The following is a 25173-nucleotide window of genomic DNA, read 5'->3' on the forward strand; positions in this document are numbered from 1 at the left end:
TAAATAATAAAATATCATGAATAGAAAGTCTTTTTTAAAATTAACTGCCCGAGCTGGATTGTTTTTAGGTATCACACCTTCTTTAATTAGTTGTAATACAGAAAATAAAGTTGATGCAAATGAATTGGATTCACTGCTAACATCAAGAAAAGCCTCTGGTACTGCTGTTAATTTAAAATGTAAACCTATAAGTAAAGTAAGAGTTGGTATGATAGGTATGGGAAATCGCGGAAGTGTTCTCATTCAAATGTTTGAATATTTAATAAAAAACAATCATGCAGAAATTATAGGACTTTCAGATTTAAGTGAAAAAAAACTTCAAAAAAACAATGACTACTTAAAAACTATTCAAAAAAATGATGCCAGCTTATATTTTGGACATAAAGATGAATGGAAAAAATTAGCCAATCGAGATGATATAGACTTATTAATTATTGCCACTCCATGGGAATACCATACAGAAATGTCTATTTATGGCATGGAACACGGGAAACATGTTGCTTGTGAACAACCTATGGCTATGACATTAAAAGATTGCTGGAAACTTATTGAGGTAGCAGAACGTACAAAGAAACACTGTATGTATATGGAGAATTGCTGTTTTAATGGAGAAGAATTATGGGTGTTAAACATGATTAATCAAGGTGTTTTTGGAGATTTAAATCATGCTGAAGGTGCGTATATCCATGATTTAAGAAAACACATGATGGATGAAACTTATTATGAAGATCAATGGCGAATAAAACATCATCAAACTAAAAATGAAAATCTTTATACAGGTCATGGTTTAGGACCTGTGAGTTTTTATATGGATATTGGCAGAGGTGATAATTATGATCATTTGGTAAGTATGAGTTCAAGAGAACAAAGCTTAAGTGATGCAGCTAGAAAGGAAAATTTTTGGACAAATAAATTTACTTGTGGTGATATGAACACTACGCTTATAAAAACTAAAAATGGAAAGACTATTATGTTGCAATTCGACACTCATACTGGTAGACCATATTCACGCTTAAATACAATAACAGGAACCAAAGCAGTGCATCAAGGCTATCCATCTCGCCTATATATAGGGCATGAAAATTTGCAATGGGGTCATAGTTGGTTAAATAAAGATGATTATAAAACTTATAGGGACAAATATGATCACCCGCTTTGGAAAAAGTTAAAAGAACAGATTGATGCAAATGCAGTAGGTCACGGAGGAATGGATTTTGTCATGATTTATAGGCTAATACGTTGTCTAAATCAAGGATTACCATTAGATATTAATTTATACGATAGTGTGCTTTGGAGCGCAATAACACCTTTGTCAGGACTGTCTGTTGCTAATAATAGTAAGAGCATTAATATTCCCGATTTTACAGGAGGCACCTGGCAAAAGCATCGAGAAAACGAATTATTAAGAGATATTATTTAATTTAAAAGCTGTTTTAGTAATCTGTTTAATACTATCGTAGTTATTAATAACACTTTTTAATAAATAAAATTGATTATTTGCGCGAACTAGATTATGGTTTTCATAATTGGTTTTATAGTATATATCGTTATTTAAATAATCTGTTAAAAAACGTAATCCCATTATAAATACTATGGTTTTAACACCTAAAGGCAAATATTCTATTTCTTTATCTGTAAATAATTTTGAGGTATAAAATGCATACCCTTTACAAAACGCTTCGTAGTAATCTAATTGTATTTCTATAGATTCATATTCATTACTATCTTCTTCTTTATTTGTGCAAATAGAACGAATAGAGTCTCCAAAATCAAAATGAACTATTCCTGGCATTACAGTATCTAAATCTATCACTGCAAGTCCTTTTTGATCTTTATCAAATAAGACATTTGCTAATTTAGCATCATTATGAGTAATTCTAATAGGAAACGTATTTTTAGATTTTAATTCTGCAAGCCTACACATTTCTTTTTTATGTTCTAATACAAATTTAATAGCATTGTCTGCATTTAATTTCCTGTCGTTAGACGCTAAACTTAAAGCTTTTTCAAATTGGTTAATTCTTATGGGAATATTGTGAAAATTTGGAAGCGTTTCTTTTATTTTATTCTTAACTATATTCTTTGTAAGCATCATAAAGCTACCATATAATTTCCCAGCTTCAAAAACAACTTTAGCATTTGGAGCTTTATCATAAGTAATAGAATTTGCTATATAATTTTGCATATTCCAATACTGTTCATTTTTATCTTTATAATAATAATATCCAGTATTAGTTTTGTAAAAACGAGTACATTTTACAGGTGTATTTAAAGCTTCAACTTGAGCTTCTATATATTGACTACTATATACTTTATTGTTTATTATATCAATAGTATTTTTAAATACAAAACCATTTAATTTTTGTAATACGTAATGTTGATTAGTATTTGTATTAACTAAATAAGTGTCATTTATATGTCCTGAATTTAAATTGTTTATTTCAAGAATAGTACCTTCAATATTGAATTGATTAGCTATTACTATTATATTTTCTACCATAATATTTCTGGATAAACATTCAAATTAATTAAACGCTTAATTTCTTTACTTATGTCTTCTGCATCAGCAAAATAAGTAATTCCGTACCATTTAGAATTTGTTGGAAGCATTTTATATTGCATTAATTTTTTATTAATGCTATAATCAACAATAGAAGTAATGTAGAACTCATTATTAATTATGTTTTCTTCTTTTTTCAAAAATTTTTCAAACTCAGATTCAGCTACTTTAAAAACTTCGGTTGTAAACCCCCAGAAATTCATTGAAACAATGGTGTTTTTATTAATCCTTGTTTTTTTATTTTCTTCTTTATTGTAAAATATTACCCCATGTTCTTTTGCGATTTGAGTTCTTTCAATAATTTTTTTTAACCAGCTATCACTATCTATATAACATTCCCCTCTTGAAACAGTGCCGTTTTTGGATAAAGTGTTTTCTAGTTGATACCCAATAAAATAATTACTATTATTAATATTAGTATACAAATTGTTATACATAAGTTTGAAAGCTTTTTGGCCATAAAAATCATCTGCATTTATAAGCGCAAAATTACCTTTTACTATCTCTTTTAATGATAATAAAGCGCTTCCTGTTCCAAAAGGTTTGTTTCTTAAAGGATATAGTCCCTTATCGTCCTGTATTACAAACTTTACCGTTATCTTTTTTGGTAATTGATTTTTATAACGCTTTTTAAATACAGACAATGTCTCTTGCCGAACAATAAAGACGATAGTATTAAACCCAACACTCATGGCATCATATATTGAAAAATCCATAATAGAATAATTGCTGGAATTTATAGTGTGTAGTTGTTTTAAACTTCCAAATCTAGTTCCTAAACCTGCAGCCATTATTGCTATTACTTTTGCTTCATCCATAATTTTGATTAATAAATAAACAAAAAAAACAGTTCTAATGAACTGTTTTAACCTTATTTTTCTGTTTAAAATAAGCTTTAGGAATTTATTTCTATCGTTTTTTTTAAAACTGATATCGAACACTTAATGCAACATCAAAGTCTAAATCGTATGTAGAGTCACCAAAAGAAACTTCTGGTCTTACATCTAATGATACCAATAATGGAATTTCAAAATTATACTCTACACCTATATCTCCTGTCGCTAAAATGAATGTTTCTGTATAATCTCTTCTAAAATCATCTCTAAAATAACCATCATCATATCTAAACGAAGCAGCACCAGCACCAGCGCCAGCATACCAATTAAATCCACCATCAATATTCCATACCCATTGATATAAACCTACTAATTTTACACCATTAAAGTTTCTTCCAGAGCGAAGGCCCAAATCAAATTCTAATCTGTTATTATTTTTAATAGCTCTTTGATATGATACTTCGGCTCCAAATCCGTTACCATCACCTAATCTTAGACCAATAGCATTCTTAGATATTTCTTGAGCAGAAATAGTAAATAAAAACCCAAACGTAGCGATTAATAAAAAAACTGTTTTTTTCATATAAAGTCATTTAATTTAAATATTAATTTAATATACGTACGATTTTAAAATAATGGATATGTTGGTAATATAATTATACTCAAAATCATATCGTATTGTATTATTCTGTTAATACTAAAACTAATAAAATAACTATTTATTTTAAATGCAAAAGGCCAGTAGTAAAATTACTACCGACCTTTAAACTAACTAAACAACCAATTCTATATAATATTATTTTGCAATAGAAACATCAATTCTTCTGTTTTTTGCTCTACCTTCTGGTGTTGCATTATCAGCGATTGGTTCTATTGAGCCCATACCTTTTGTTTCTAATCTTGAAGCTTCGATTCCTTTTCCTACTAATTTTGCTTTAATAGAAAAAGCTCTATCTGCAGATAACTTATTATTCCCTTCTGCAGATCCTGTATTATCTGTATGTCCTCTTAAAAGTACTTTTACATCTGGATATGCTTTCATGATTGCTGCAACATTTTCAATCTGATTAATCGATTTATCACTTAATGATGCAGAACCAGTATTAAAATATAGTCTATCAAAAGCATAAAACTTTCCTGTTTCAAGTTTACCTTCTTTTATATAATTTAAAAATTTATCTTCAAAACCACCTTCAGGGATATTTAATTTTGTTCCATTAGGTAAAGCCCATTCAAAAAAGCTACCAATTGCTTCTCCAAAAGCATTTACTATATTTCCAGAAGAATCAACTATACCACCAGCTACATTACTAATAGCATTACCAGTAGCATCAACTGCATTTCCTGCAGCGTCAACAGTTTTATCTATAACATTGCCAGCCGCATCTACTGCGTTCCCTGCTGCATCAACAGTAGAATTTGCAGCATCTTTTACTGTTCCTGTTGTTTGGCTAGCAGCATCTTTTACATTATCTAAAACACTTTTATCACTATCACATCCTTTTATTAAAAAGAAAGCAAATAATAGCGCTAATAATCCTATAGCCCATGGTAATATTCTTTTAATTAAAGAACCACCTGCATTTACAGCTCCAGAAGCAACATCTGCAGCAGCTCCTGCTACTTTTCCTGCACCATCATAAGCTGCTTTTCCAGTATCACTTGCTAGCCCTGCTGCACTATCAACTACTTTGCTAGCACCATCATAAGCCGCTTTACCAGTATCACCAGCAAAACCTAATGCTCCACTAGCTAAATCTCCTAATTTATTTGAAATTCCTGAAAAAGAACCTAGTCCTAATAAGGATGCCAAACCTGCAGGCGCAAATTTATCTAAGACACTACCTTGATTAGATAATAAGCCAACAAAAGAACCTAAATCTAATCCAGATGCTTTTTGTTTTCCTAAAACACCTCCAATAATAGAACCTGCAACACTTAATAAAGAAGAAGAAGAATTTTTTCCAATTCCAGAAACAGAACTAACCATATCTATAACTCCGGCTGCCTTGTCACCTAAAACCATTTTTACTAAATCTAAACCTTTAGATAAGAAACCAACAGATTCATCACCTCCAGCACTTAAATTAGCTAAACTTGCTAATTCGCTTCCATCACCAAGCATATTGAATATAGATGAAGCACCTTCGTTTGATGAAGCTTTATCCATTATTCCGCCTAATAATGCAGGAGCAGCAGCCATTAAACCTTTTTGAACTGAACTTGAGTCATCTCCTCCAAGTAATCCAGAAACATTGTTTAATACACCATCTGTTAATTGATCTTTAAATAAATCTAGTAAATTAATTGCCATTTTATATAATATAATTTGAGTTAATAAGTGACAAATGTATTTATTGTGTTAATTTTTAAGGTTTTATACAAATTTCTCAAATTAGATATTCTATGAAATGTATCTTTTTATCGATTAAATACAGTTTTTATTAACAAATAATAATGCCTATGTATGTCTAAAAATCGCAAAAAAACCCATGATGCAAGAAAAAAACACAAAAAAACACCTAAAATGAGGTGTTTTTTTGTTTAATAATAAAGAATTTTAACAATGTAAAAATTGTAAATATTATTAATTACAATTTAACGTCTGTGCTTTCAAAAATCTTATCAGCAGAATTTGCTATAAAACCTTTAAATAATGTTCCTTCTTTTAGATATCTGTATGCAAATTCATAATAGCATGATGGGATATTTTTGTTTCCTTCTTCGAACTCAATATCTATTTTGTCTGCAAGAATACTAGATTGTTCTAAATATAGTTCAGGATTACCTTTTATTTCGCCTCCAGAAGTATTCATTTTAAAATTATTTGCTTTTAAAAATGTATTAACTTCTTTAAGTGAGTTAAAAGAATTTAAAGCATTAACATTTATTGTAAAATGATTGGCACAAAACCCATTTACATATAACCAAGCTGCATATTCAGATTCTCCCAATAAGGACGTATATAATTCATATGATGGTAAATTCCATAAACGGCCAGAAAATATAAGTGATTCTGGATTAATATTTTCAAAATTCACACTATTTAAAGTGTTTTTAATAATTGATTGTGTTTTTATAGAAAATTCACTAGTTATTAATTGACTTATAAATACTAGTGGCGCATCTTTATTAGTTTTATGCTCATAATGTTTGGCATATAATTTCTTTTTAGGAAAATGGTAATCGTTTTTATACTCATATCCATTATTAATAAAAGCAGTTGCTAAAACATCAATATTTACTCTAGGATCATCAAAAGTTCTAAATGCAACATGGTCATTAGAAATAGTATCTCCTAGAGATTCAAATAAATGTTTAACTTTTTTTGCAGAAGGCGTACGTTCTACGTATTCATTCCATAATTTTTCAAATAAAGCATTGGTTGTCATAATATTGATTTTAAATAAGACAAAATTAAATCAATTTAACCTTGTAATTAACATAAAACAATTACTTTTGTTTTAATTGAAGCGATATTTTTAAAAACAAACTGATATTCGTTTTTAAAATAATTAATTTGATTTTTTCAATCAAAATTTCTATAAAAAATGAGTCAACTTGATTATATAGACCAACAAATAATATCTGCATTAAAAGCAGACGCAAGAAAAGCCTATTCTAAAATAGCTGAAGATTTAAAAATTTCTAACTCTTTAGTGCATCAGCGCATAAAAAAAATGAAAGACGATGGTGTTATTGAGAAAGCTGACTTAGTTTTAAATGAGAAAAAAATAGGATATAGCACTAAATCCTATGTTGGTATTCGTTTAAAAGAAGCTCGTATGGCTGCAGAAGTAGTCTCTTTATTAGAAAATATAGCAGAAATAAAAGAATGTAATTATGTGTCTGGAAAATATGCCATTTTCGTTTTAATTTATGCAAAAGACAATGATCATTTAAGACAAATTTTATATAATCAAGTACATGAAATTGATGGTGTTGCTGGTACAGATTCCTTTATCTGCTTTACAACCAATTTTAATAGATCTATACCGGTAATTTCTAATGCAAAGTAATGGATATTAAAAAGCTCAAAGCATTACACCAAACCTTAGAGGGTACGTTACATTATAACGAACTAATGAAAACCCTATATGCTACAGATGCTTCTGTATATAGAATGCTCCCAACAGCAGTGGCATATCCAAAAAATAAACAAGACTTAAAAGCACTTATTGTTTTTGCTAAAGAAAATAGAACCTCATTAATACCTAGAACAGCAGGAACATCGTTAGCTGGCCAATGTGTTGGCAAAGGTATTGTTGTAGATGTTTCAAAATATTTTACAAATATTATTGAGGTAAATGAATCTAAACAAACAGTTGTTGTACAACCTGGAGTAGTAAGAGATGAGCTTAATAATTACTTAAAACCATTTGGTTTATTTTTTGGCCCAAACACATCTACTTCTAATAGATGTATGATTGGAGGTATGGTAGGCAATAACTCTTCAGGAACAACTTCAATACAATTTGGAGTTACTAGAGATAAAGTTATAGAATTACAAACTATTCTTAGTGATGGTAGTGAGGCAGTGTTTTCTGACCTAACTGCAGAAGCGCTTCAATACAAGAAGAAATTAAATACTTTAGAAGGACAGATATATAATTCTATTTTTAAAGAATTGTCTTCTGAAACTAATCAGAAAAACATTCGAGATCATTTTCCAAAACAAGAAATACATAGAAGAAATACAGGTTATGCGGTTGATGAATTACTAAATACTAATATTTTTTCTGACACTCATAAAGACGCATTTAATATATCTAAATTATTAACAGGTAGTGAAGGTACACTAGCTTTCACTACACAAATCACACTTAAGTTAGATAAGTTACCTCCAGAAGAAGGCGTAATGGTCGCAACTCATTTTGAAAGTATAGAAAACTGCTTAAAAGCTGTTGAACCCGCTATGAAGCACAATTTATTTACTTGTGAAATGATGGACAAAACTATTTTAGATTGCACTAAAAGAAATAAAACACAAGAAGACAACAGGGCATTTATTGTAGGTGATCCTGAAGCTATTTTAATGTGTGAAGTTAGAGCTGAAACATTAGAAAAAGCCAAAACAAAAGCCAAAGCACTAATACAAACTATTGAGGATTCAGAATTAAGTTACGCTAATCCCATTCTTATAGGAAATGCTATAAACAAAGCTAACAACTTGCGAAGTGCAGGCTTAGGTTTACTTGGTAATATTATTGGAGATAAAAAAGCAGTTGCATGTATAGAAGACACAGCAGTTGCATTACCCGATTTGGCAAATTATATTTCTGAGTTCACACAATTAATGAAAGACTATAACCAGAATGCTGTTTATTATGCACATGCTGGTGCTGGAGAGCTACATCTACGCCCAATATTAGATCTAAAACAAAAAGAAGACGTTGCTTTGTTTAGAAAAATTACAACAGATGTTGCAAAACTAGTTAAGAAATATGATGGTTCTTTTAGTGGAGAACATGGTGATGGAATTGTACGTGCAGAGTTTATTCCATATATGATTGGTAATGATAATTACGAATTGTTAAAACGAATTAAATCTACTTTTGATCCAAATAACGTCTTTAATCCAGGAAAAATTATAGATGCCTACCCAATGGATGAGAATCTTAGGTATTTACCAAACAGAGAAGAGCCAGAGATTAAAACATTTATGGATTTTTCTGCTTCTGAAGGGATTTTGAGAGAAGCAGAAAAATGCAATGGAGCAGGAGATTGTAGAAAGTTACCTGAATTTGGAGGCACAATGTGTCCTAGCTATCGGGCTACTAGAAATGAAAAGGACACTACTAGAGCAAGAGCAAATACACTTCGAGAATTTTTAACACAATCTGAGAAGTCTAATAAATTTAACCACAAAGAATTAAAAGATGTTTTCGATTTATGCTTAAGTTGTAAGGCTTGTGCTACAGAATGTCCTAGTAGTGTTGATGTTGCAACCTTAAAAGCAGAGTTCCAATACCAATATCAAAAAGAAAATGGAGTATCTATAAGAACAAAACTGTTTGCATACAATAATACTCTTAATAATTTAGGTAGTAATTTTCCTTGGTTAACTAATTTCATATTTTCTAATCCATTAACATCAAAAATTATAAAGAAAAGCTTAGGCGTTGCTAAAGAAAGATCACTACCTTTAATCTCAAGAAAAAGTTTAAACAAAGAACTCAAACTAATTAATAATCAAACAATTAAAAACAAACACATAAAGACTGTGTATTTGTTTAACGATGAGTTTACAAATCATTTAGACACTCAAATAGGAGTAGATACTATTCATCTATTAAGTGTGTTGAATTATGATGTAAAACTTATTAAAAATAGTGAATCTGGTCGTGCCTTTTTATCTAAAGGACTTCTTAGGCAAGCTAAAAAAGTGGCAAATAAAAACATTGCACTATATAAAGATATTGTTTCAGAAGACACACCACTTATTGGTATTGAACCATCAGCTATATTAACTTTTAAGGACGAGTACATCAAACTAGCTAATGATATTGTTTCTGCCAAAAAAATAGCAAAAAACACCTTTTTAATTGATGAATTCTTAAGTAATGAAATAGCTATTGGTAATATTAAAGCGTCTCAATTTACTTCTAATATAAAAACAATTAAATTTCATGGACATTGCCATCAAAAAGCAATGAGCAATCAAATTCATAGTTTTAATATCTTAAACTTACCAAAAAACTATAAAGTTACTATTATTCCTAGTGGTTGTTGCGGAATGGCAGGTAGTTTTGGTTATGAAAAAGAGCACTACAAAATAAGTATGAAAGTAGGAGAGCAGGCTTTATTTCCTGCAATTCGAAAAGCAACAAATGACACTATAATATCTGCTACAGGCACAAGTTGTAGACATCAAATTAAAGACGGTACTAGTAGAGAAGCTTTACATCCAGTAAGTATTTTAAGGGATGCGTTATTGTGATTCCCTAATATCGTTAGGGTCTATTATAGTTATTGCTGCTATTAAATCTTTAATTTCCATTGCTTTGATATCGCTATCTGCAAAAAATGGAGCACGTTTATCTTGACTGTAATTGTATATTTTCCAACGTTTAAACTGGTATTCTAATGCTGTAAAATTCTCAATCCAATCACCAGAATTTAAATAGGTCGTTTGGCCATATTTATTTTTCTTGATTAATATTTTAGGTTGATGTATATGTCCGCACACAACATAATCATAACCGTTTTCTATTGCTAATTCTACTGCTACATTTTCAAAATTACTTATATATTTAACAGCACTTTTAACGCTATTCTTAATTTTTTTAGATAAAGAATATTTCTCTCTACCAAGCATTACTAAAAACCAATTAAACAAACGGTTAATTAAAATTAAAAAATCATAACCATAACCACCTAATTTGGCTATCCATTTTGCATTCTGTATAGAAGCATCAAAGACATCTCCATGAAAAAACCAAGCTTTTTTACCATCAAGATTTAACACTAGTTTATTAACTATAGAAATATTACCTATTGTTGTATCGGTAAATTTTCGCAGCATTTCATCGTGATTACCAGTAATATAAATAACTTCAACGCCATTAGCAGCGAAGTTCATAATTTTCTTTATTACTCTCAAATGCGATTTTGGAAAATAACGCTTGTTAAATTGCCAAATATCGATGATATCTCCATTAAGAATTAAGGTCTTTGGATTTATGCTATCTAAATAGGTAAGCAACTGTTTTGCATGACATCCATAAGTTCCCAGATGAATATCTGAGATAACAACAACTTCGATTTTTCTTTTAATTTTCAAAACCTGCTAAATTTTTAACAAATATTGAAATCTATTATTAATTGGATATTATCAAGTTATTATATTAATAATAGCATTATGTTATGTCAATGTAATGTATGTAGGTTTTATGTTAGTTTAATATTATTCATTTACCATATAATCATTTAATGATTGACCATTTATTTCATAAACTTCTGTTGAAATTATTGAAGATATTAAAAATCCATTGTCTTCAAGAATAGATATTGTATCTGGGTTAATTTGATATTCAATAAGAGCAGAACTAATGTATAAACCCAAATCTTTTAAAAAATAACTAGTAATTACCATAGTGTCTTGCGGTGCTAAAACTTCAATATCACCACTTCCATCAGGATGTGGAGTTTTAATACTAAGGTTCATTGTTATTTCAGAAATAAGGACATTATTTAGTAACTCTCCATTTATGGTGGTTGATTCTAAAACATCGGTTACTTTACTTGTAATAGTATAATCAATTGTAAAGTTTGCAGTAAAATTGTTTTGTGTTAATGTGCTAGATACCACAGATAACTCGCTATTTATATCTGCATTTAAATCATATAGAGCAAAATCATTTAAAGGAATTTCTAGGCCTAAAAACATATTTTGCATATGTCTTGGAGGATCTATCTTTCCATTTAAATGTAAAGTAGATTCAGTTTTTTTTAAATCTCCACTAGTAAGTAACTTATTCACTACACCATGAAGTATCGTTTCATTGGAATTTACATTAATTATTGAAGCTTCTGAATTAGAAATAAATATCGATTCTAATGGGTGAATTATAATATAATTAGAAGGTATCGTTCCGCTGTTTGAAGGCGAGTATCTCCAATAGTTATCAAGTTCTGACGGAAAGTAATCTCCAGTTATTTGGGGAGTTATTGTTTGGTCAGGATCATTACTAGAACATGAACTTATAATGGAAATAATAAATAAAACAAATAATGTGTTTTTAAAAATAGTCATATAATTTTAGTTTGTACTAAATAGATGCTAAATTCAAAAAAAGGTTGCGTTTAAGTTTGAAAAAATATAATTTGTCATGTTATATAAAACAAATAACATATTTATAGATTGTCTTTTTTACTCTGTAACCATGTGATTTGTAAGTACTTGACTATTAGAAGACGAACTGGATTCTGGAATATCTATAGTAACTCCAGCTGCTTCTAAAGCTGTAATAGCAGCAGCACTTATTTCGTACATTGTATTCGTTTGAGAATTAACTAAACCAATATCTTTTGCAAAATAATTATTAGACACTAATACATCTTGAGCATCAAGAATACTAACATCTACACTAATTGGTCCAACAGGGATTGATGTAGATACACTAAGATTTAATTTTAATTGTGTAGATGTTACATCATTATAATTTTGTCCATTAAGATTTAATGTTTCAGAAAAACCCTGAGCAATTGTAGACAAAGTGTAATTTATAGTAATTGGAAATCCATTAAAATCTTGCTGTAAAGTATTGGCGACTGTAGATAACACATCTCCAGTATTTGCATTTACATTATACAAAATCACATTATCTAAATTAATTTCAAAATCGGTAATATCACTAATACCTTGAGGCAACTGCAAAACTCCATTTAATACCAAAGTAGCATCTGTTCTTGTTAACTCTCCACTAGTTAGCAAACCATTCATAGCTCCATTCGCAATCATGTTATCGTTTACACCCAAAGTAAAATTAGAAGCCGTTTGTGTTGCTACATATAAGCTATCATTGGCTACTATAGTCTCACCAGTTGCATCATCAATATTTTCCACTGTATATTTCCAATAATCATTTACTGTAGATGGAAAATAATTACCAGTAACGTTTGTTCCTGGAGCGTTTTCATCTTGAATTATAGACTCATCTGAACATGATACTATAGCAATGACACAAAATATTGACGCAAAAGTGTTTTTTATAAATTTCATGGGTATTCTTTTTTTTGTAAATGTAAAAGATTTGAAAGAAAATCTAATAAAGTATTACACAATTTTTGTTTCTATTATATTACATTTACATTAGCAATTAAAATAGATTTTATGGCTGGAAATTCTTTCGGAAAATTATTTAATCTCACAACATTCGGGGAATCACATGGTATGGCAATTGGAGGCGTAATAGATGGTTGTCCACCAAATATAGCATTAGATTTTGAAGCAATTCAAAATGAAATGAATAGGCGCAAACCTGGTCAGTCTTCAATAGTAACACAACGTAAAGAACCAGACGAAGTTAAATTTTTATCTGGAATTTTTGAAGGTAAGACTACTGGAACTCCTATTGGTTTTGTTATTGAGAATGCAAATCAGAAATCTAAAGATTATTCTCATATAAAAGATTCTTATCGTCCAAGTCATGCCGATTATGTTTATGATAAAAAATATGGGCATCGAGATTATCGTGGTGGCGGAAGAAGTTCTGCACGAGAAACCGCTAGTAGAGTAGTAGCAGGAGCTATTGCTAAACAAGTATTAGCCACTATTAAAATAAATGCTTTCACCTCTTCGGTAGGTGATATATTTATAGATAAACCGTATCAAGATTTAGATTTTTCAAAAATTGAATCTAATGCTATACGTTGTCCAGATACTGCAACAGCAGAAAAAATGATCACCCGCGTTAAAGAAATACGTAAAGCAGGAGATACCATTGGCGGTACTATAACTTGTGTTATTCAAAATGTCCCTATTGGACTTGGCGAACCTGTTTTTGATAAATTACACGCCGATTTAGGCAAAGCCATGCTATCCATTAACGCCGTGAAAGGTTTTGAATACGGTAGTGGCTTTTGTGGTGCTAAAATGATAGGAAGTGAACATAATGATTTATACAATGAAGATGGCACTACTAAAACTAACTTATCTGGAGGAATTCAAGGCGGTATAAGTAATGGCATGGATATCTATTTTAGAGTGGCATTTAAACCTGTCGCAACAATTATGCAATCTCAGGACACTATAGATAAAGATGGAAATATAGTTGAAATGCAAGGCAAAGGGCGTCACGACCCTTGTGTTGTCCCTAGAGCTGTACCTATTGTAGAAGCAATGGCTGCTTTGGTTTTAGCAGATTTTTATCTTTTGAATAAAACATACTAACAAACAACAAGTTTTCAATGAAAAAACTAGCATTACACTGGAAAATAATAATAGGAATGGTATTAGGTATCATCTTTGGCTTCATAATGAATACAGTAGATGGTGGAAAAGGTTTTGTTATCGATTGGATAGCGCCTTTTGGTAAAATCTTTATAAACCTTTTAAAGCTAATTGCAGTACCATTAATATTAGCTTCTTTAATTAAAGGAATCTCAGATTTAAAAGATATTTCTAAAATTAAAACCATGGGGTTACGAACTATTATTATCTATGTTGGTACTACTTTGGTTGCTATAATTATAGGATTGACTATTGTAAATTTTGTTGGACCTGGAAAAGGAATGCCACAAGAAACCATTGAAAAAATAAAACTTAAATACGAGAATGATGCTGGTGTGGTTGACAAATTAGCTAAAGCTTCTGCTCAACAAGATGCCGGTCCATTACAAGCACTAGTGGATATATTTCCTAGTAACATATTTACGTCTTTAGGAGAAGCAAAAATGTTACAAGTTATTTTCTTTGCCTTATTTGTTGGTATTTGTCTATTATTAATTCCCGAAAAGAAAGCAAAACCTTTAGTTGACTTCTTCGACTCACTTAATGAAGTAGTCATGAAAATGGTTGATTTAATTATGTTATTTGCACCATACGCAGTATTTGCATTAATGGCAAACGTTATTATTGCTTTTGATGACACAACCATTCTTGTTAAATTATTAAAATATGCAGGTTGTGTCGTTTCTGGTTTAGCTTTAATGATTGGTTTCTATCTATTTTTAATAAAAGTATACACAAAAAAATCACCACAATGGTTTTTAAATAAAATTTCTCCTGCGCAATTACTGGCATTTTCAACCAGCTCAAGTGCTGCTACTTTACCAGTAACCATGGAACGTGTTGAAGAGCATTTAGGTGTAGATAAAGAAGTTTCTGGTTTTGTTTTACCAGTAGGAGCTACAGTAAATATGGATGGCACAAGTTTATATCAAGGTATCGCTGCTGTATTTATTATGCAAGTAATCTGGCCAGAAGGCTTAACATTCACTAATCAGTTAGTAATTATAGCCACGGCGTTATTGGCATCTATAGGAAGTGCTGCAGTACCAAGTGCAGGTATGGTAATGTTAGTTATCGTATTAGAATCTATAGGTTTCCCAGCTGAGTTATTGCCAATTGGATTAGCATTAATTTTTGCCGTAGACAGACCTTTAGACATGTGTAGAACAGTTGTAAATGTTACTGGAGATGCTACTGTATCGATGATGGTGGCAAAATCATTAAACAAACTGCATGAACCAAAACCTAAAGAATGGGACGATCATTATGAAGCAGTAAAATAATTTAGATATTATATTTTTTCTTATTAACTTTATTTACTAACAAACCATAAAATTAAACCGCATGAATGTATGCTTTTTAATGTATCCTTGGGAAGAAATAGATCCTGAAAACGATACAAGTTTAGCCTTGATAAAAGAATGTGTTAAGCGAGGTCATGGTGTCGCTATATGTACGCCAGCAAATTTAACTATTAGAAATAGTGTAACAAATGCTTTTTGCACCGTTATTGGTCGTATGGAAAAGGTGCCAACAACCTTAAAAGCGTTTTATAAAAAAGCGACTCTACGAGAAGAAATGTTGCCTTTGGCTGGTTTCGACACTATTTTCTTTAGAGCAAATCCTCCGTTAGACCCTATTATGCTTAACTTTTTGGATTCTGTAAAAGATGATGTCTTTATTGTAAACTCTTTACAAGGTATGCGAGAAGCAAACAATAAGTTATATACAGCTGCTTTTGGAGATGCACATAGTAATATTATTCCTAATACACATGTGTCAAAAAACAAAAAATATTTAGTACAGCAAATCAAAGAATCCACTGCAGATAAAATGATATTAAAGCCATTAAATGGTTTTGGAGGCTCTGGAGTTATATTAATAGAAAAATCAGCAATGAGTAATATTAATTCATTGTTAGACTTCTATATAAGTGGAAAAGACGGTACGTCAAACTATGTAATTTTACAAGATTATATAGATGGAGCAGAGCATGGAGATGTTCGTATTTTATTGCTTAATGGAGAAATTGTAGGAGCTATGAAACGTGTTCCTGGAAGTGATGATCACCGTTCTAATGTATCTGCCGGAGGCAGCATACAGAAACACACATTAACAAAAACAGAAAAAGCTTTATGTAAACAAATAGGACCAAAATTAGTTAAAGATGGGTTGTATTTTGTTGGTTTGGATGTTATTGGAGGCAAACTAGTAGAAGTTAATGTTATGTCTCCTGGAGGTATTACATATATCAATAAAGTATATAAAAACAAACGAAAAGTAGAAGAAAAAGTGATTGACTTTTTAGAAAGCAAAGTACTTGATAATGTACAGGCTTTCAATCGTCGTTCAAGACTTCGCAAAACTGTCGAAGAGGCATAGAACAGAATTATTCACTAAGTAATTATGGCTAATGTATCAATCACAGAAAATAGTGTTTCGGCAGAATGGTTACATGATCATTTAACTGCTGAAAACTTAATTATTTTCGATGCTAGTATTCCAAAGGTTGTTGGTAATGCTTCTGAATTATCTAGCAAACAAATACCAAACGCTCGTTTTTTTGATATTAAAAAGCAATTTAGTGATACGCAAGCACCTTTTCCCAATACAATTCCTTCAGCTCAAGCATTTGAAACAGCATCGAGGAGTTTAGGTGTAAATCAAAATTCTGCAATAGTAATTTATGATGATCTAGGCTTGTATTCTAGCCCAAGAGCATGGTGGTTATTTAAAACATTTGGTTTCAATAATGTAGCTGTTCTAAATGGCGGTATGCCGGCATGGTTATTAAAAAAATATAGAACAGAATCTAAGACTGTAAAACATGTAAATGGCAAAGGTGATTTTAAAGCTGTCTACAACCCTAATAATGTCGTTTATTTTAAATCTTTAGAAACAATATCAAAAGATGCTAATTATAAAATTATTGATGCGCGTTCTAGCGATCGATTTAATTGTGTTGTTGCCGAACCTAGAAAAGGATTACGAAGTGGTATAATTCCAAATTCTGTAAACTTACCATATAATCAAGTTTTAGACGGCAATATACTTAAGTCTAAAAACCAATTAGAATCTATTTTTAAAGAGCTAGCAGAAGACAAGCAACACTTAGTATTCACATGCGGTTCAGGAATTACAGCTTCAATTTTATCACTAGCGGCAACTATAGCTAATTATAGTAATAGCGTTTACGATGGCTCATGGACAGAGTATGGTTCACTAACTACAAAGCAATGGAGTAAAGAAGAATTAGTTGCATACATATTATTATATATAGCAAATTCAGATTTGCATGAAACTAATGACGAAAAAGATTTTATTATGTCTAAAGTAGACAGAATAACATTTGCAAACATTCATGCAGAGTTTGATAATGACAATGATTATCAATGTCTACAAAAAATGATTAAAGGCGTTGAAGCTAACAATTATTCTAAAGATGATTTTAACGCATTATTTACTGATATTAAATTAATGCTATATGCAGATGGAGAAGCTGTAGATATGGAAGAAGCCACCTTTATGTATTTACGTAAAATTTTAAAATAATTTTTTCAGAAATGGAAAGACTAACCATTCAAGACATAATAAAGAAAATAGAAGCAGAAGAAACTTTTAATGCGGTCTCAAGCGATTATTCATTTACATTAAAAATAAGTCAATACACGCACTATGTTTGTGGTGCTATACATGATGGACATCAGTTTAGAAAAGAGTTATGGGATAATTGCTTGCATACGGAATACGAGCGTTGGTATGAAGAAGATCCTGAAACTAAAAACATGATAGCTTCACATCCAATTGTAATTGCTGGAATGGATTCTCGTTTTGAATATGATTTAAACCGAGCTCCAGAAGTTGCTATTTATGATGATGCTTGGGGTAAGCAACTATGGAAAACCCCTTTATCTATAGAAGAAAAAAATAAATCTTTAGCAAAACATGATGCTTTTTATAAAGTTGTACAAGCCTTAATTAACAAAATAGAATCTAAATTTGGTGTTTGTATTGTTTACGACATGCATAGTTATAATTGGAAACGTTGGAATAGAGAAGTACCAACCTGGAATTTAGGTACTGCAAATGTAGACAACAATCGTTTTATCAATGCTATAAAATCTTGGAGTAGTAGTTTAAGTGAATTACAATTGCCAAATGGTATAAAATCTACCTCAAAAATTAACGATACATTTCAAGGTAATGGTTATTTTTTGAAATTTATTTCGAAAAACTTTAATAATACCTTAGTTTTGGCAACCGAAATCGCAAAAGTATACTGTGATGAGTATAACTATATAATGTTTCCAGAAGTAGTAGCTGCAGTAGAGTTACAACTTAGACAAAAATTAGTTAATCATGCTAATGCTTTTTACGAAAATCATAAATAATGACATTGCCTGTAAATATAGCTAAATCCTATTCAGATTTAATAAATATAGATTCCAATTTACATCACTTAGTTCAAAAAATTGAATTACTTAATTATATCAATCCTTTAAATATAGAAAGTGAGAAGAAGCTATTTTTTTCTTCGAAATATAATTATGAACCCAAATTTAAATATCCCAAAATAAGGTTTAATGGCTATGAACTTCATAGAAAGTTTTTCTCACAAAAAATAAAGAACATAAAGGATGACCATATAAAAAGTCTTTACAAAGATATTATATATGAGTATTCTGGATTAATAGAATGTATTGAAACTATAGGTTTAGGTAAAAAATTCTACTACAACAGTTTAAAGAATTTTGGCACACCAACTGAGCGAGATATAGAAAACGCAAAATTTATTTTGCGTTTTGATGATAACGATTTTAAAGAAGATTTACTACCATTATATAATGCAGATGATGCTATAGATTATTTCAAAGAATTTTCTAAACGCTATGATTTTGAGTTTAACATAAAAAAGTCATCTAATATTGCTGCAGCTGCCATGGTTCAAAACAATACGAAAACATTATTATTGCGTAAAAACCATAAGTATAGCAAAAACCAATTAAAAGTATTAGCAAACCATGAGATTGGAGTGCATGTAGTTACTACGTTTAATGCTTTAAATCAACCATTGCATGTGTTTTCAAATGGTTTCCCTAATAATGTAGAGACACAAGAAGGCTTAGCTGTATATTCAGAATACAAATCTGGCTGCCTAACTATTACTCGTTTAAAAGAATTAGCATATCGTGTTATTGCAGCAGATTCTCTGGCTAAAGGTTATAATTTCTCAGACACATTTAACTTACTACATAATCAATACAAGTTAAATAGAGACAAAGCATTTTCAATTACTTTACGTGTACATCGTGGTGGTGGTTTTACAAAAGACTTCTTGTACTTAACAGGTCTAAAAAAAGTATATGACTTTGCCAAAAACGGAAATAATCTAGATGTATTACTTACAGGGAAAGTAACTTTAGAATACAAAGATACAATCGAAAAAATGCAATCACTTGGCTTAGCTACAACCTCGAAATATTATACAGATTCTTTTAAAAACACTGCTGCATCAGATAAAAATTTCGAATTTATATTAAATAGCTTAAAATAGATATTATAAAAAAGCCTCAAAGCTACCTGTAATCCATTCACTAACCATTAACTGAAGCTTTTAAAGCGTGACTAAAAACTTTAAAAGAACTTATTCATTCCTAGCTAACAGAAGCTAGGGTAAGCTAATTCCAAATAGGCTTTGAGACTTTAGGTGATTCTCAAATCATACTTAAATGTATAAACTATAGGAAACATTTTAAAGTTTAGTTGAGTGAAACAGTCGTTTCAATGAGTGAAACAGTCTTTTTAATTAGGGAACAAGAAAAACAATGTATTTCGTCGATTTTTTTTACTTTAAACAGTAGTAAATCAAATACTTTGGTCGTTTACCGATTTTTTTGCATCTCATAAAACATCCCATTTATATTAGCAGTGTAAATGTAACTAATGCCCCGAAATGATGAAATTACTAACTACGCTACTTATGTTCGTGTTCTTTTCTTACGCTTCTGCTCAAGAAAATCAAACAACTACAAAAAAAGTCAATACTGTTAATACTATAAAAAGTAATACCATTACTATTGATTCTAAAAAAGCTATTGTTATTAGTGTTAAAGGAATTAAAACAATGGATGAAATAGATATTGAAAATTATAATAAAGCATCGTTATTAAACCTAATCGCTACAATCAAGCAAAAACCTAAAATGTGCTAATAACATTCAAAATCCGCTAATCTAAATAGAATGTGTTAGTTAAAGTCTGAATTTATATTCAGACTTTTTTATTGCTAATTATTATATATTACCTAAAAACTTAGCTTTTAAATCTGGTGTTGGCAACCAGCATGATTCTTCTTTACCATACCATTTATATCTGTTTTTCGCTATATAATCGTACACCAAATTTCTAATAACATTTGGAATGATAAAAAAGACAGACATTAAATTCCTTGGAAACCCTAATCCTTTTGCAATATGTAATGCAGCAGAAGATTTAGATTTCACGCCATTATCTTCTGAATAGAGCAGAATTGAATCTGTTTTAGTAGTATCAATATTGTAATGATTAATTATTTGTTGCCCTACATCACTTTGTAATGCGGCAAACATAAATACGTTTTTCTTATCATGTTCAATAACATATTGCACTGAGGCGTTACAGAGGTTGCATACACCATCAAATAAGATTAGTTTTTTATGTTTTGGAAGGTTCTTAATCACAATACAAAGATATTACACCAGACTATAAAGTGTTTAAAAATTCTGTTAAATCGGCTTCTTTTTCTAATTGTAATTTTTTCTTTAATCTATATTTTGATTTCAACACACTATCTGGCAAAACATTAAGCATAGAGGCAATTTCTTTTGTTGATAAGTTCATTCTTAAGAATGATGCTAATCGTATTTCTTTTTCAGAAACATCGGTCGCAATAGCTTTTATCTTATTATCAAAATTATTATGAACTTCAGAGAAATACGTTTTAAACACCTGCCAATCTTTGTCCTCTGCATTTTCCTTTTTAAGCAACATTATAAGTCGTTTAAATTCAATTTTAAATAAGTCTGGAGACTGTTTGATTTTTTCTAAGTTACTTTTTAGTTCTTGTATAAATGTGCTTTTTTGAACTAAATGTAAAGTCTGTGAAGCTAATTCTTTCTTTTTAAATGCGATCTCTTGTTTATAAATCTCTTCTTGTTTTTCACGCGCTATTTTATTTTTCTTAATACGCTGTTTAAAAGCAAAATAGAGTAGTGTCGCAATTGATAAAAATGAAAACATACCAATGCCGTATAGTGTTTTCGTTAAACTATCACTTTTAGATTTTTCGTTTAATGTTTTAATTTCTTCTTTTTGTAAAGCTAAAGCGGCTTCTTTTTTTGCTGTTTGGTATTGAATTTCTAGCTGATTTATTTTTTCTATATTATTTTGCTTATTTATAGAATCATATAGTTTAAAATGAAGATCTCTATATTCGAAAGCTTTTTTGTAATTCTTTAATAACTCGTATGATTCAGATAAATTATAGTAATTTTGAGCAACTCTTGGCAATCTTGAAGAGTTTTGATTTATTGTTAAAGATGCATTTAAATACTGTATGGCTTCCTTCGGTTTATTTTCCAAATTACAAAGCTCTGCTAAATTATTAGTAGATAAGGCTTTTAGTTTGGGATAATTATATTTTTCACTAAGCTTTAAAGATTTATTATAATTATATTTTGAAGAATCTATATTGTTTAGTGACTGATAAATAGCACCTGTATTATTATATATCATTGCTAGAGTTATATAATCTTCATATTTAAACGCGTAAGTTTTAGCTTCTTTAAAATACTTTAACGACTCTTGATGTGTAGCATTTACACCTAAATTAACAAGTGTTATCATTAGAGCTTTGTATTTTTTATTATCTCTATATGCTTTTTCGGTCTTCTTTAAATAAAAATTAGATTTATTAATATTATCTATATTCCCATATATTTTACCCAATTTTTCATACTCTCTAACGAGTTCTATTTCTTTTTTACCTAACGCTTCTTTTTCATTTATAGACTGCATTATTACATCTATAGCATCTTCATATTTACCTAATTTACGTTTTACATCACTCAAAGCTAATAAGGTTCTGTATTTGTATCTTGTATCTTTAATTATTTCAAAGTGACTTATTGCTTTTTCGTACTCTTTTTCAGCTGTTATATAATCACTTATACTATTATAATACATGCCTTTATGTTTTAAAACTAAACCTTTGTATTTAGTAGAATCTTTATAGCGTTTTGCTACAGCATTCAAACTATCTAAATAGCGTTTTGCTTTCTCTTTATCATAATAATTATACTGATAACAAAGTCCTCTGTAAACGTGTATTTTTTGTTTTAAAGAAATGTCTTGCGTGAGTAATTTTTTTAAACTGTCAACCTTTTGTTTGTTCTGAGAACTTAGAGAAAAAGGAATCATAAAAAACAACAATACATATTTTTTTATAGACATCTTAATAGCGTTATTAATTCATTATAAAGTTAATTAATTATTATACTTGAATTACACAACGTCTATAGATAGCATTTATGAAAAAAGTGCTTGTCCATTGTTTGTCTATGAGTAAGCATTTTATAAAAACTATGCTAAACGTTGTCTTTACTGGTGTTTGTTAAATTTTAAAAATTAATATTAAAGGCTAAATCCTGTCTGTTTTGATAGTTATTAGACTTCCGTGTCCATACTTTGTCCATGCCAAAAATTAGCTTTCACTTGGAAATGTGTATAATTTTGACCCATCGACAAATCGATATAACCAGTTTTGTGGTGTCTTAATACTGGTATGGCTGCAGACTAGCCAGTTTAAGTCACTACAACATTAAAAACAATAATCCACAAAACGCAATTAATTATGAAAATTTCAAAACTTTTTATCGTAACCCTTTTAGTATTAATATTTACTTCATGTAGTAAAGACGATATTGATATGCAGCAAGAAAACATTAACAACAATATTGTTGTAACAATAGATGAATACCCAGTTAGCGGAACACTTATCACCTCATTAACTACGCAATTAACTGGAACACTTACTTACACTTTAGCATCTGAGTCTGAATCTGGAGCGTTTACCTTAAACACAAACACAGGAGAGCTAGCTGTTGGTGATTGGGAAGAATACGATTATGAACAGAATCCAATACTATTAGCGACTGTTAATGTTAGCAATGGTTCACAAATTGAAACTAAAAATATTAAAGTCAATATTAATAATATTGATGATATATGGGCTTTTCTTAATACCTCTAGAACAGCTTATCAAAATGCAGCACCTAATACTTGGGTTAAAATAACACAAAGTGAATACGAGAATTTGGAAGATTATTTAAGTAATGTAAATCAAATAGGCACTGTTAATGGCCAAGCTTCTGCAAATGCCACTGTGAGTTATGATTCTTCGCTATATACATATGCAAATAACAATGGTATTACAGTTCCAGCTGGAAGTTATGTTTTTGCTTTTTCGTATAGAGTAGGAGAAAATGCCGTAACCAATAGTAAGGTAAAAATATCATCCACTAGTGTTTCTGAAGGTTATGAAGATTTAGGGGGTAATTTACCGTCTCATAATAGCGGCTACAATTACTTTGTTATTAAAGGAAATAATGTACCTGTTAGTACAGAATCTTATTTAGCAATATCTGCTAAATATATAGCTTACAGAACAGGTGTTTCTAATTACACATTTAAATATAGTGATCAGGGTACAGATGCAGATTTAAATACTTTACCATATAATTGGAATGGTATCGCTTATTATCATGGATTAAGTACTACTTTAAAACAATGGAATTAAAAATTTAAAAATCAATACTTTAAAATTATGAAAAATACATATATATTAATTTCGTTTTTTATTTTTTCTTTAATAAGCTGCAGTAAAGATGATGCTCCACAACCTCAACTACAAAACAATGATATTACAGTTTCTGTAGATGAATATCCATCTAGCGGAACATTAATTTCTAATTTAACCACAAGCTTAACTGGTGATGTTACTTTTTCTATTGCATCACAAACAGACCAAGATGCAATTATTCTTAATGGTGCTAGTATATTTGTGGGAGATTGGCTGGCTTATGACTATGAAGCAAGTGAGACTATAAATGGTATCATAGTAGCAACAAACGGAACTGAATCTGAGACTATAGATGTAACAATTAATATAAATAATATAGATGATATCTGGGCATTTTTAAATGGAGACTCAAAAACGGCTTATGATAATGCGAATGATGGCGAATGGGTTAAAGTTACACAAAGCGAATATAACAATGTTGCTAACTATCTAACTGATGTTAATAGAGCTGGACAAAATGAGAGTATTTTTAATAGTAATGTTGAAATATCTATTGGAGGTGCAGATTTTACTGTATCCATAAATAATGCACCAACATTATCTTCTGGAGAATATTTATATGCTTTTAAGTATTATTGTGCACAAAACGGGACTACCAATAGCAATGTAAAACTATCTGAAACGTCTTATCAAGATAATTTTTCAGTTATAGGGAGCAACTTACCAATGCATGATAGCGGTTACAATTACTTTGTGCTTAAAGGAAATAACACGCCTACAACTAATACAGCTTACCTTGGTGTTTACGAAAGCAACACCATTGGTTATAGAAGTATACCAGGCGAAACTTACTTTTATAGATCTGGTGACGTTACTAACATTACAAATAACGGTTTAGCTAATAGACGTTACTTGTATCAATGCTTAAGTACTACTTTAAAACAATGGGATTAACTATTTGTTTTTTAGGTATTTAAATAAAAGCC

The 25173-nt window shown here is 30.0% G+C and carries 22 protein-coding genes; 12 read left to right on the top strand and 10 right to left on the bottom strand.

The features are described from left to right. Nucleotides 1-16: 16 nt before the first annotated feature. The gene (locus tag Q0997_RS07155; protein WP_299886673.1) at nucleotides 17-1420 is read left to right on the top strand and encodes a Gfo/Idh/MocA family oxidoreductase; all 1404 of its coding nucleotides are present in this window, start codon (nucleotides 17-19) and stop codon (nucleotides 1418-1420) included. Here the strand turns inward: Q0997_RS07155 and Q0997_RS07160 are convergent. The 5 genes from Q0997_RS07160 to Q0997_RS07180 all read right to left on the bottom strand — a co-directional run bounded on the left by Q0997_RS07160 (nucleotide 1403) and on the right by Q0997_RS07180 (nucleotide 6788). After that, nucleotides 1403-2500 carry an aminoglycoside phosphotransferase family protein gene (locus Q0997_RS07160; RefSeq protein WP_299886675.1) on the bottom strand — a complete coding sequence of 366 codons (1098 nt, stop codon included), beginning with the start codon at nucleotides 2498-2500 and terminating at the stop codon, nucleotides 1403-1405. The genes Q0997_RS07155 and Q0997_RS07160 overlap by 18 nt on opposite strands. Beyond that, nucleotides 2494-3378 carry a sugar phosphate nucleotidyltransferase gene (locus tag Q0997_RS07165; RefSeq protein ID WP_299886677.1) on the bottom strand — a complete coding sequence of 295 codons (885 nt, stop codon included), beginning with the start codon at nucleotides 3376-3378 and terminating at the stop codon, nucleotides 2494-2496. The genes Q0997_RS07160 and Q0997_RS07165 overlap by 7 nt, the downstream gene beginning before the upstream one ends. A gap of 103 nt (nucleotides 3379-3481) precedes the next feature. Next, entirely contained in the window at nucleotides 3482-3979 is a 498-nt protein-coding gene (locus Q0997_RS07170; RefSeq protein ID WP_299886679.1) for a hypothetical protein, read from the bottom strand. Between the two features lie 213 nt (nucleotides 3980-4192). Then, complete coding sequence (locus Q0997_RS07175) at nucleotides 4193-5710, bottom strand: OmpA family protein (RefSeq protein WP_299886681.1); 1518 nt, start codon at nucleotides 5708-5710, stop codon at nucleotides 4193-4195. 277 nt (nucleotides 5711-5987) lie between these two features. After that, nucleotides 5988-6788 carry a DUF1338 domain-containing protein gene (locus Q0997_RS07180; protein WP_299886683.1) on the bottom strand — a complete coding sequence of 267 codons (801 nt, stop codon included), beginning with the start codon at nucleotides 6786-6788 and terminating at the stop codon, nucleotides 5988-5990. 159 nt (nucleotides 6789-6947) lie between these two features. Between Q0997_RS07180 and Q0997_RS07185 the strand changes: the two genes are divergently transcribed. Together Q0997_RS07185 and Q0997_RS07190 are read left to right on the top strand one after the other, a co-directional pair. After that, nucleotides 6948-7415: an Lrp/AsnC ligand binding domain-containing protein gene (locus tag Q0997_RS07185; RefSeq protein ID WP_299886685.1), complete on the top strand. Its 468-nt coding sequence runs from the start codon at nucleotides 6948-6950 to the stop codon at nucleotides 7413-7415. Continuing rightward, nucleotides 7415-10336, top strand: coding sequence for an FAD-binding and (Fe-S)-binding domain-containing protein (locus Q0997_RS07190; protein WP_299886687.1), 2922 nt, complete (start codon nucleotides 7415-7417; stop codon nucleotides 10334-10336). The genes Q0997_RS07185 and Q0997_RS07190 overlap by 1 nt, the downstream gene beginning before the upstream one ends. Here the strand turns inward: Q0997_RS07190 and Q0997_RS07195 are convergent. The 3 genes from Q0997_RS07195 to Q0997_RS07205 all read right to left on the bottom strand — a co-directional run bounded on the left by Q0997_RS07195 (nucleotide 10328) and on the right by Q0997_RS07205 (nucleotide 13120). After that, nucleotides 10328-11179: a UDP-2,3-diacylglucosamine diphosphatase gene (locus Q0997_RS07195; protein WP_299886689.1), complete on the bottom strand. Its 852-nt coding sequence runs from the start codon at nucleotides 11177-11179 to the stop codon at nucleotides 10328-10330. The two genes, Q0997_RS07190 and Q0997_RS07195, sit on opposite strands and share 9 nt — an antisense overlap. A gap of 123 nt (nucleotides 11180-11302) precedes the next feature. Further along, nucleotides 11303-12151: a hypothetical protein gene (locus Q0997_RS07200; protein ID WP_299886691.1), complete on the bottom strand. Its 849-nt coding sequence runs from the start codon at nucleotides 12149-12151 to the stop codon at nucleotides 11303-11305. A gap of 117 nt (nucleotides 12152-12268) precedes the next feature. Continuing rightward, nucleotides 12269-13120 (bottom strand): hypothetical protein, encoded by an 852-nt coding sequence (locus Q0997_RS07205; protein ID WP_299886693.1) that lies wholly within the window; start codon nucleotides 13118-13120, stop codon nucleotides 12269-12271. 111 nt (nucleotides 13121-13231) lie between these two features. On the opposite strand from Q0997_RS07205, the gene aroC reads away from it, so the two are divergent. The 7 genes from aroC to Q0997_RS07240 all read left to right on the top strand — a co-directional run bounded on the left by aroC (nucleotide 13232) and on the right by Q0997_RS07240 (nucleotide 20561). Further along, the gene (gene aroC, locus Q0997_RS07210; protein WP_299886695.1) at nucleotides 13232-14290 is read left to right on the top strand and encodes a chorismate synthase; all 1059 of its coding nucleotides are present in this window, start codon (nucleotides 13232-13234) and stop codon (nucleotides 14288-14290) included. Nucleotides 14291-14307: 17 nt separating this feature from the next. After that, nucleotides 14308-15633 (top strand): dicarboxylate/amino acid:cation symporter, encoded by a 1326-nt coding sequence (locus Q0997_RS07215; protein ID WP_299886697.1) that lies wholly within the window; start codon nucleotides 14308-14310, stop codon nucleotides 15631-15633. A 61-nt stretch (nucleotides 15634-15694) separates the two neighbouring features. Beyond that, complete coding sequence (gene gshB / locus Q0997_RS07220) at nucleotides 15695-16732, top strand: glutathione synthase (RefSeq protein WP_299886699.1); 1038 nt, start codon at nucleotides 15695-15697, stop codon at nucleotides 16730-16732. Nucleotides 16733-16756: 24 nt separating this feature from the next. Beyond that, the gene (locus Q0997_RS07225; RefSeq protein ID WP_299886701.1) at nucleotides 16757-17902 is read left to right on the top strand and encodes a sulfurtransferase; all 1146 of its coding nucleotides are present in this window, start codon (nucleotides 16757-16759) and stop codon (nucleotides 17900-17902) included. 11 nt (nucleotides 17903-17913) lie between these two features. Then, nucleotides 17914-18741, top strand: a complete 828-nt coding sequence (locus Q0997_RS07230) for an N-formylglutamate amidohydrolase (RefSeq protein ID WP_299886702.1) — start codon at nucleotides 17914-17916, stop codon at nucleotides 18739-18741. Continuing rightward, nucleotides 18741-19904 (top strand): flavohemoglobin expression-modulating QEGLA motif protein, encoded by a 1164-nt coding sequence (locus tag Q0997_RS07235; protein ID WP_299886704.1) that lies wholly within the window; start codon nucleotides 18741-18743, stop codon nucleotides 19902-19904. Before Q0997_RS07230 ends, Q0997_RS07235 begins: the two co-directional genes overlap by 1 nt. A gap of 399 nt (nucleotides 19905-20303) precedes the next feature. Further along, nucleotides 20304-20561 (top strand): hypothetical protein, encoded by a 258-nt coding sequence (locus Q0997_RS07240; RefSeq protein ID WP_299886707.1) that lies wholly within the window; start codon nucleotides 20304-20306, stop codon nucleotides 20559-20561. Between the two features lie 81 nt (nucleotides 20562-20642). On the opposite strand, the gene Q0997_RS07245 is transcribed toward Q0997_RS07240, so the two are convergent. Beyond that, entirely contained in the window at nucleotides 20643-21068 is a 426-nt protein-coding gene (locus Q0997_RS07245; RefSeq protein WP_299886710.1) for a thiol-disulfide oxidoreductase DCC family protein, read from the bottom strand. A 22-nt stretch (nucleotides 21069-21090) separates the two neighbouring features. Next, nucleotides 21091-22839, bottom strand: coding sequence for a tetratricopeptide repeat protein (locus Q0997_RS07250; RefSeq protein ID WP_299886713.1), 1749 nt, complete (start codon nucleotides 22837-22839; stop codon nucleotides 21091-21093). A 400-nt stretch (nucleotides 22840-23239) separates the two neighbouring features. Between Q0997_RS07250 and Q0997_RS07255 the strand changes: the two genes are divergently transcribed. After that, nucleotides 23240-24184, top strand: coding sequence for a hypothetical protein (locus Q0997_RS07255; RefSeq protein WP_299886716.1), 945 nt, complete (start codon nucleotides 23240-23242; stop codon nucleotides 24182-24184). Between the two features lie 27 nt (nucleotides 24185-24211). Further along, the gene (locus tag Q0997_RS07260) at nucleotides 24212-25141 is read left to right on the top strand and encodes a hypothetical protein (protein ID WP_299886719.1); all 930 of its coding nucleotides are present in this window, start codon (nucleotides 24212-24214) and stop codon (nucleotides 25139-25141) included. Nucleotides 25142-25173 lie beyond the last annotated feature (32 nt).

The sequence above is a fragment of the uncultured Lacinutrix sp. genome (assembly GCF_947500325.1).
Lineage (GTDB): Bacteria > Bacteroidota > Bacteroidia > Flavobacteriales > Flavobacteriaceae > Lacinutrix.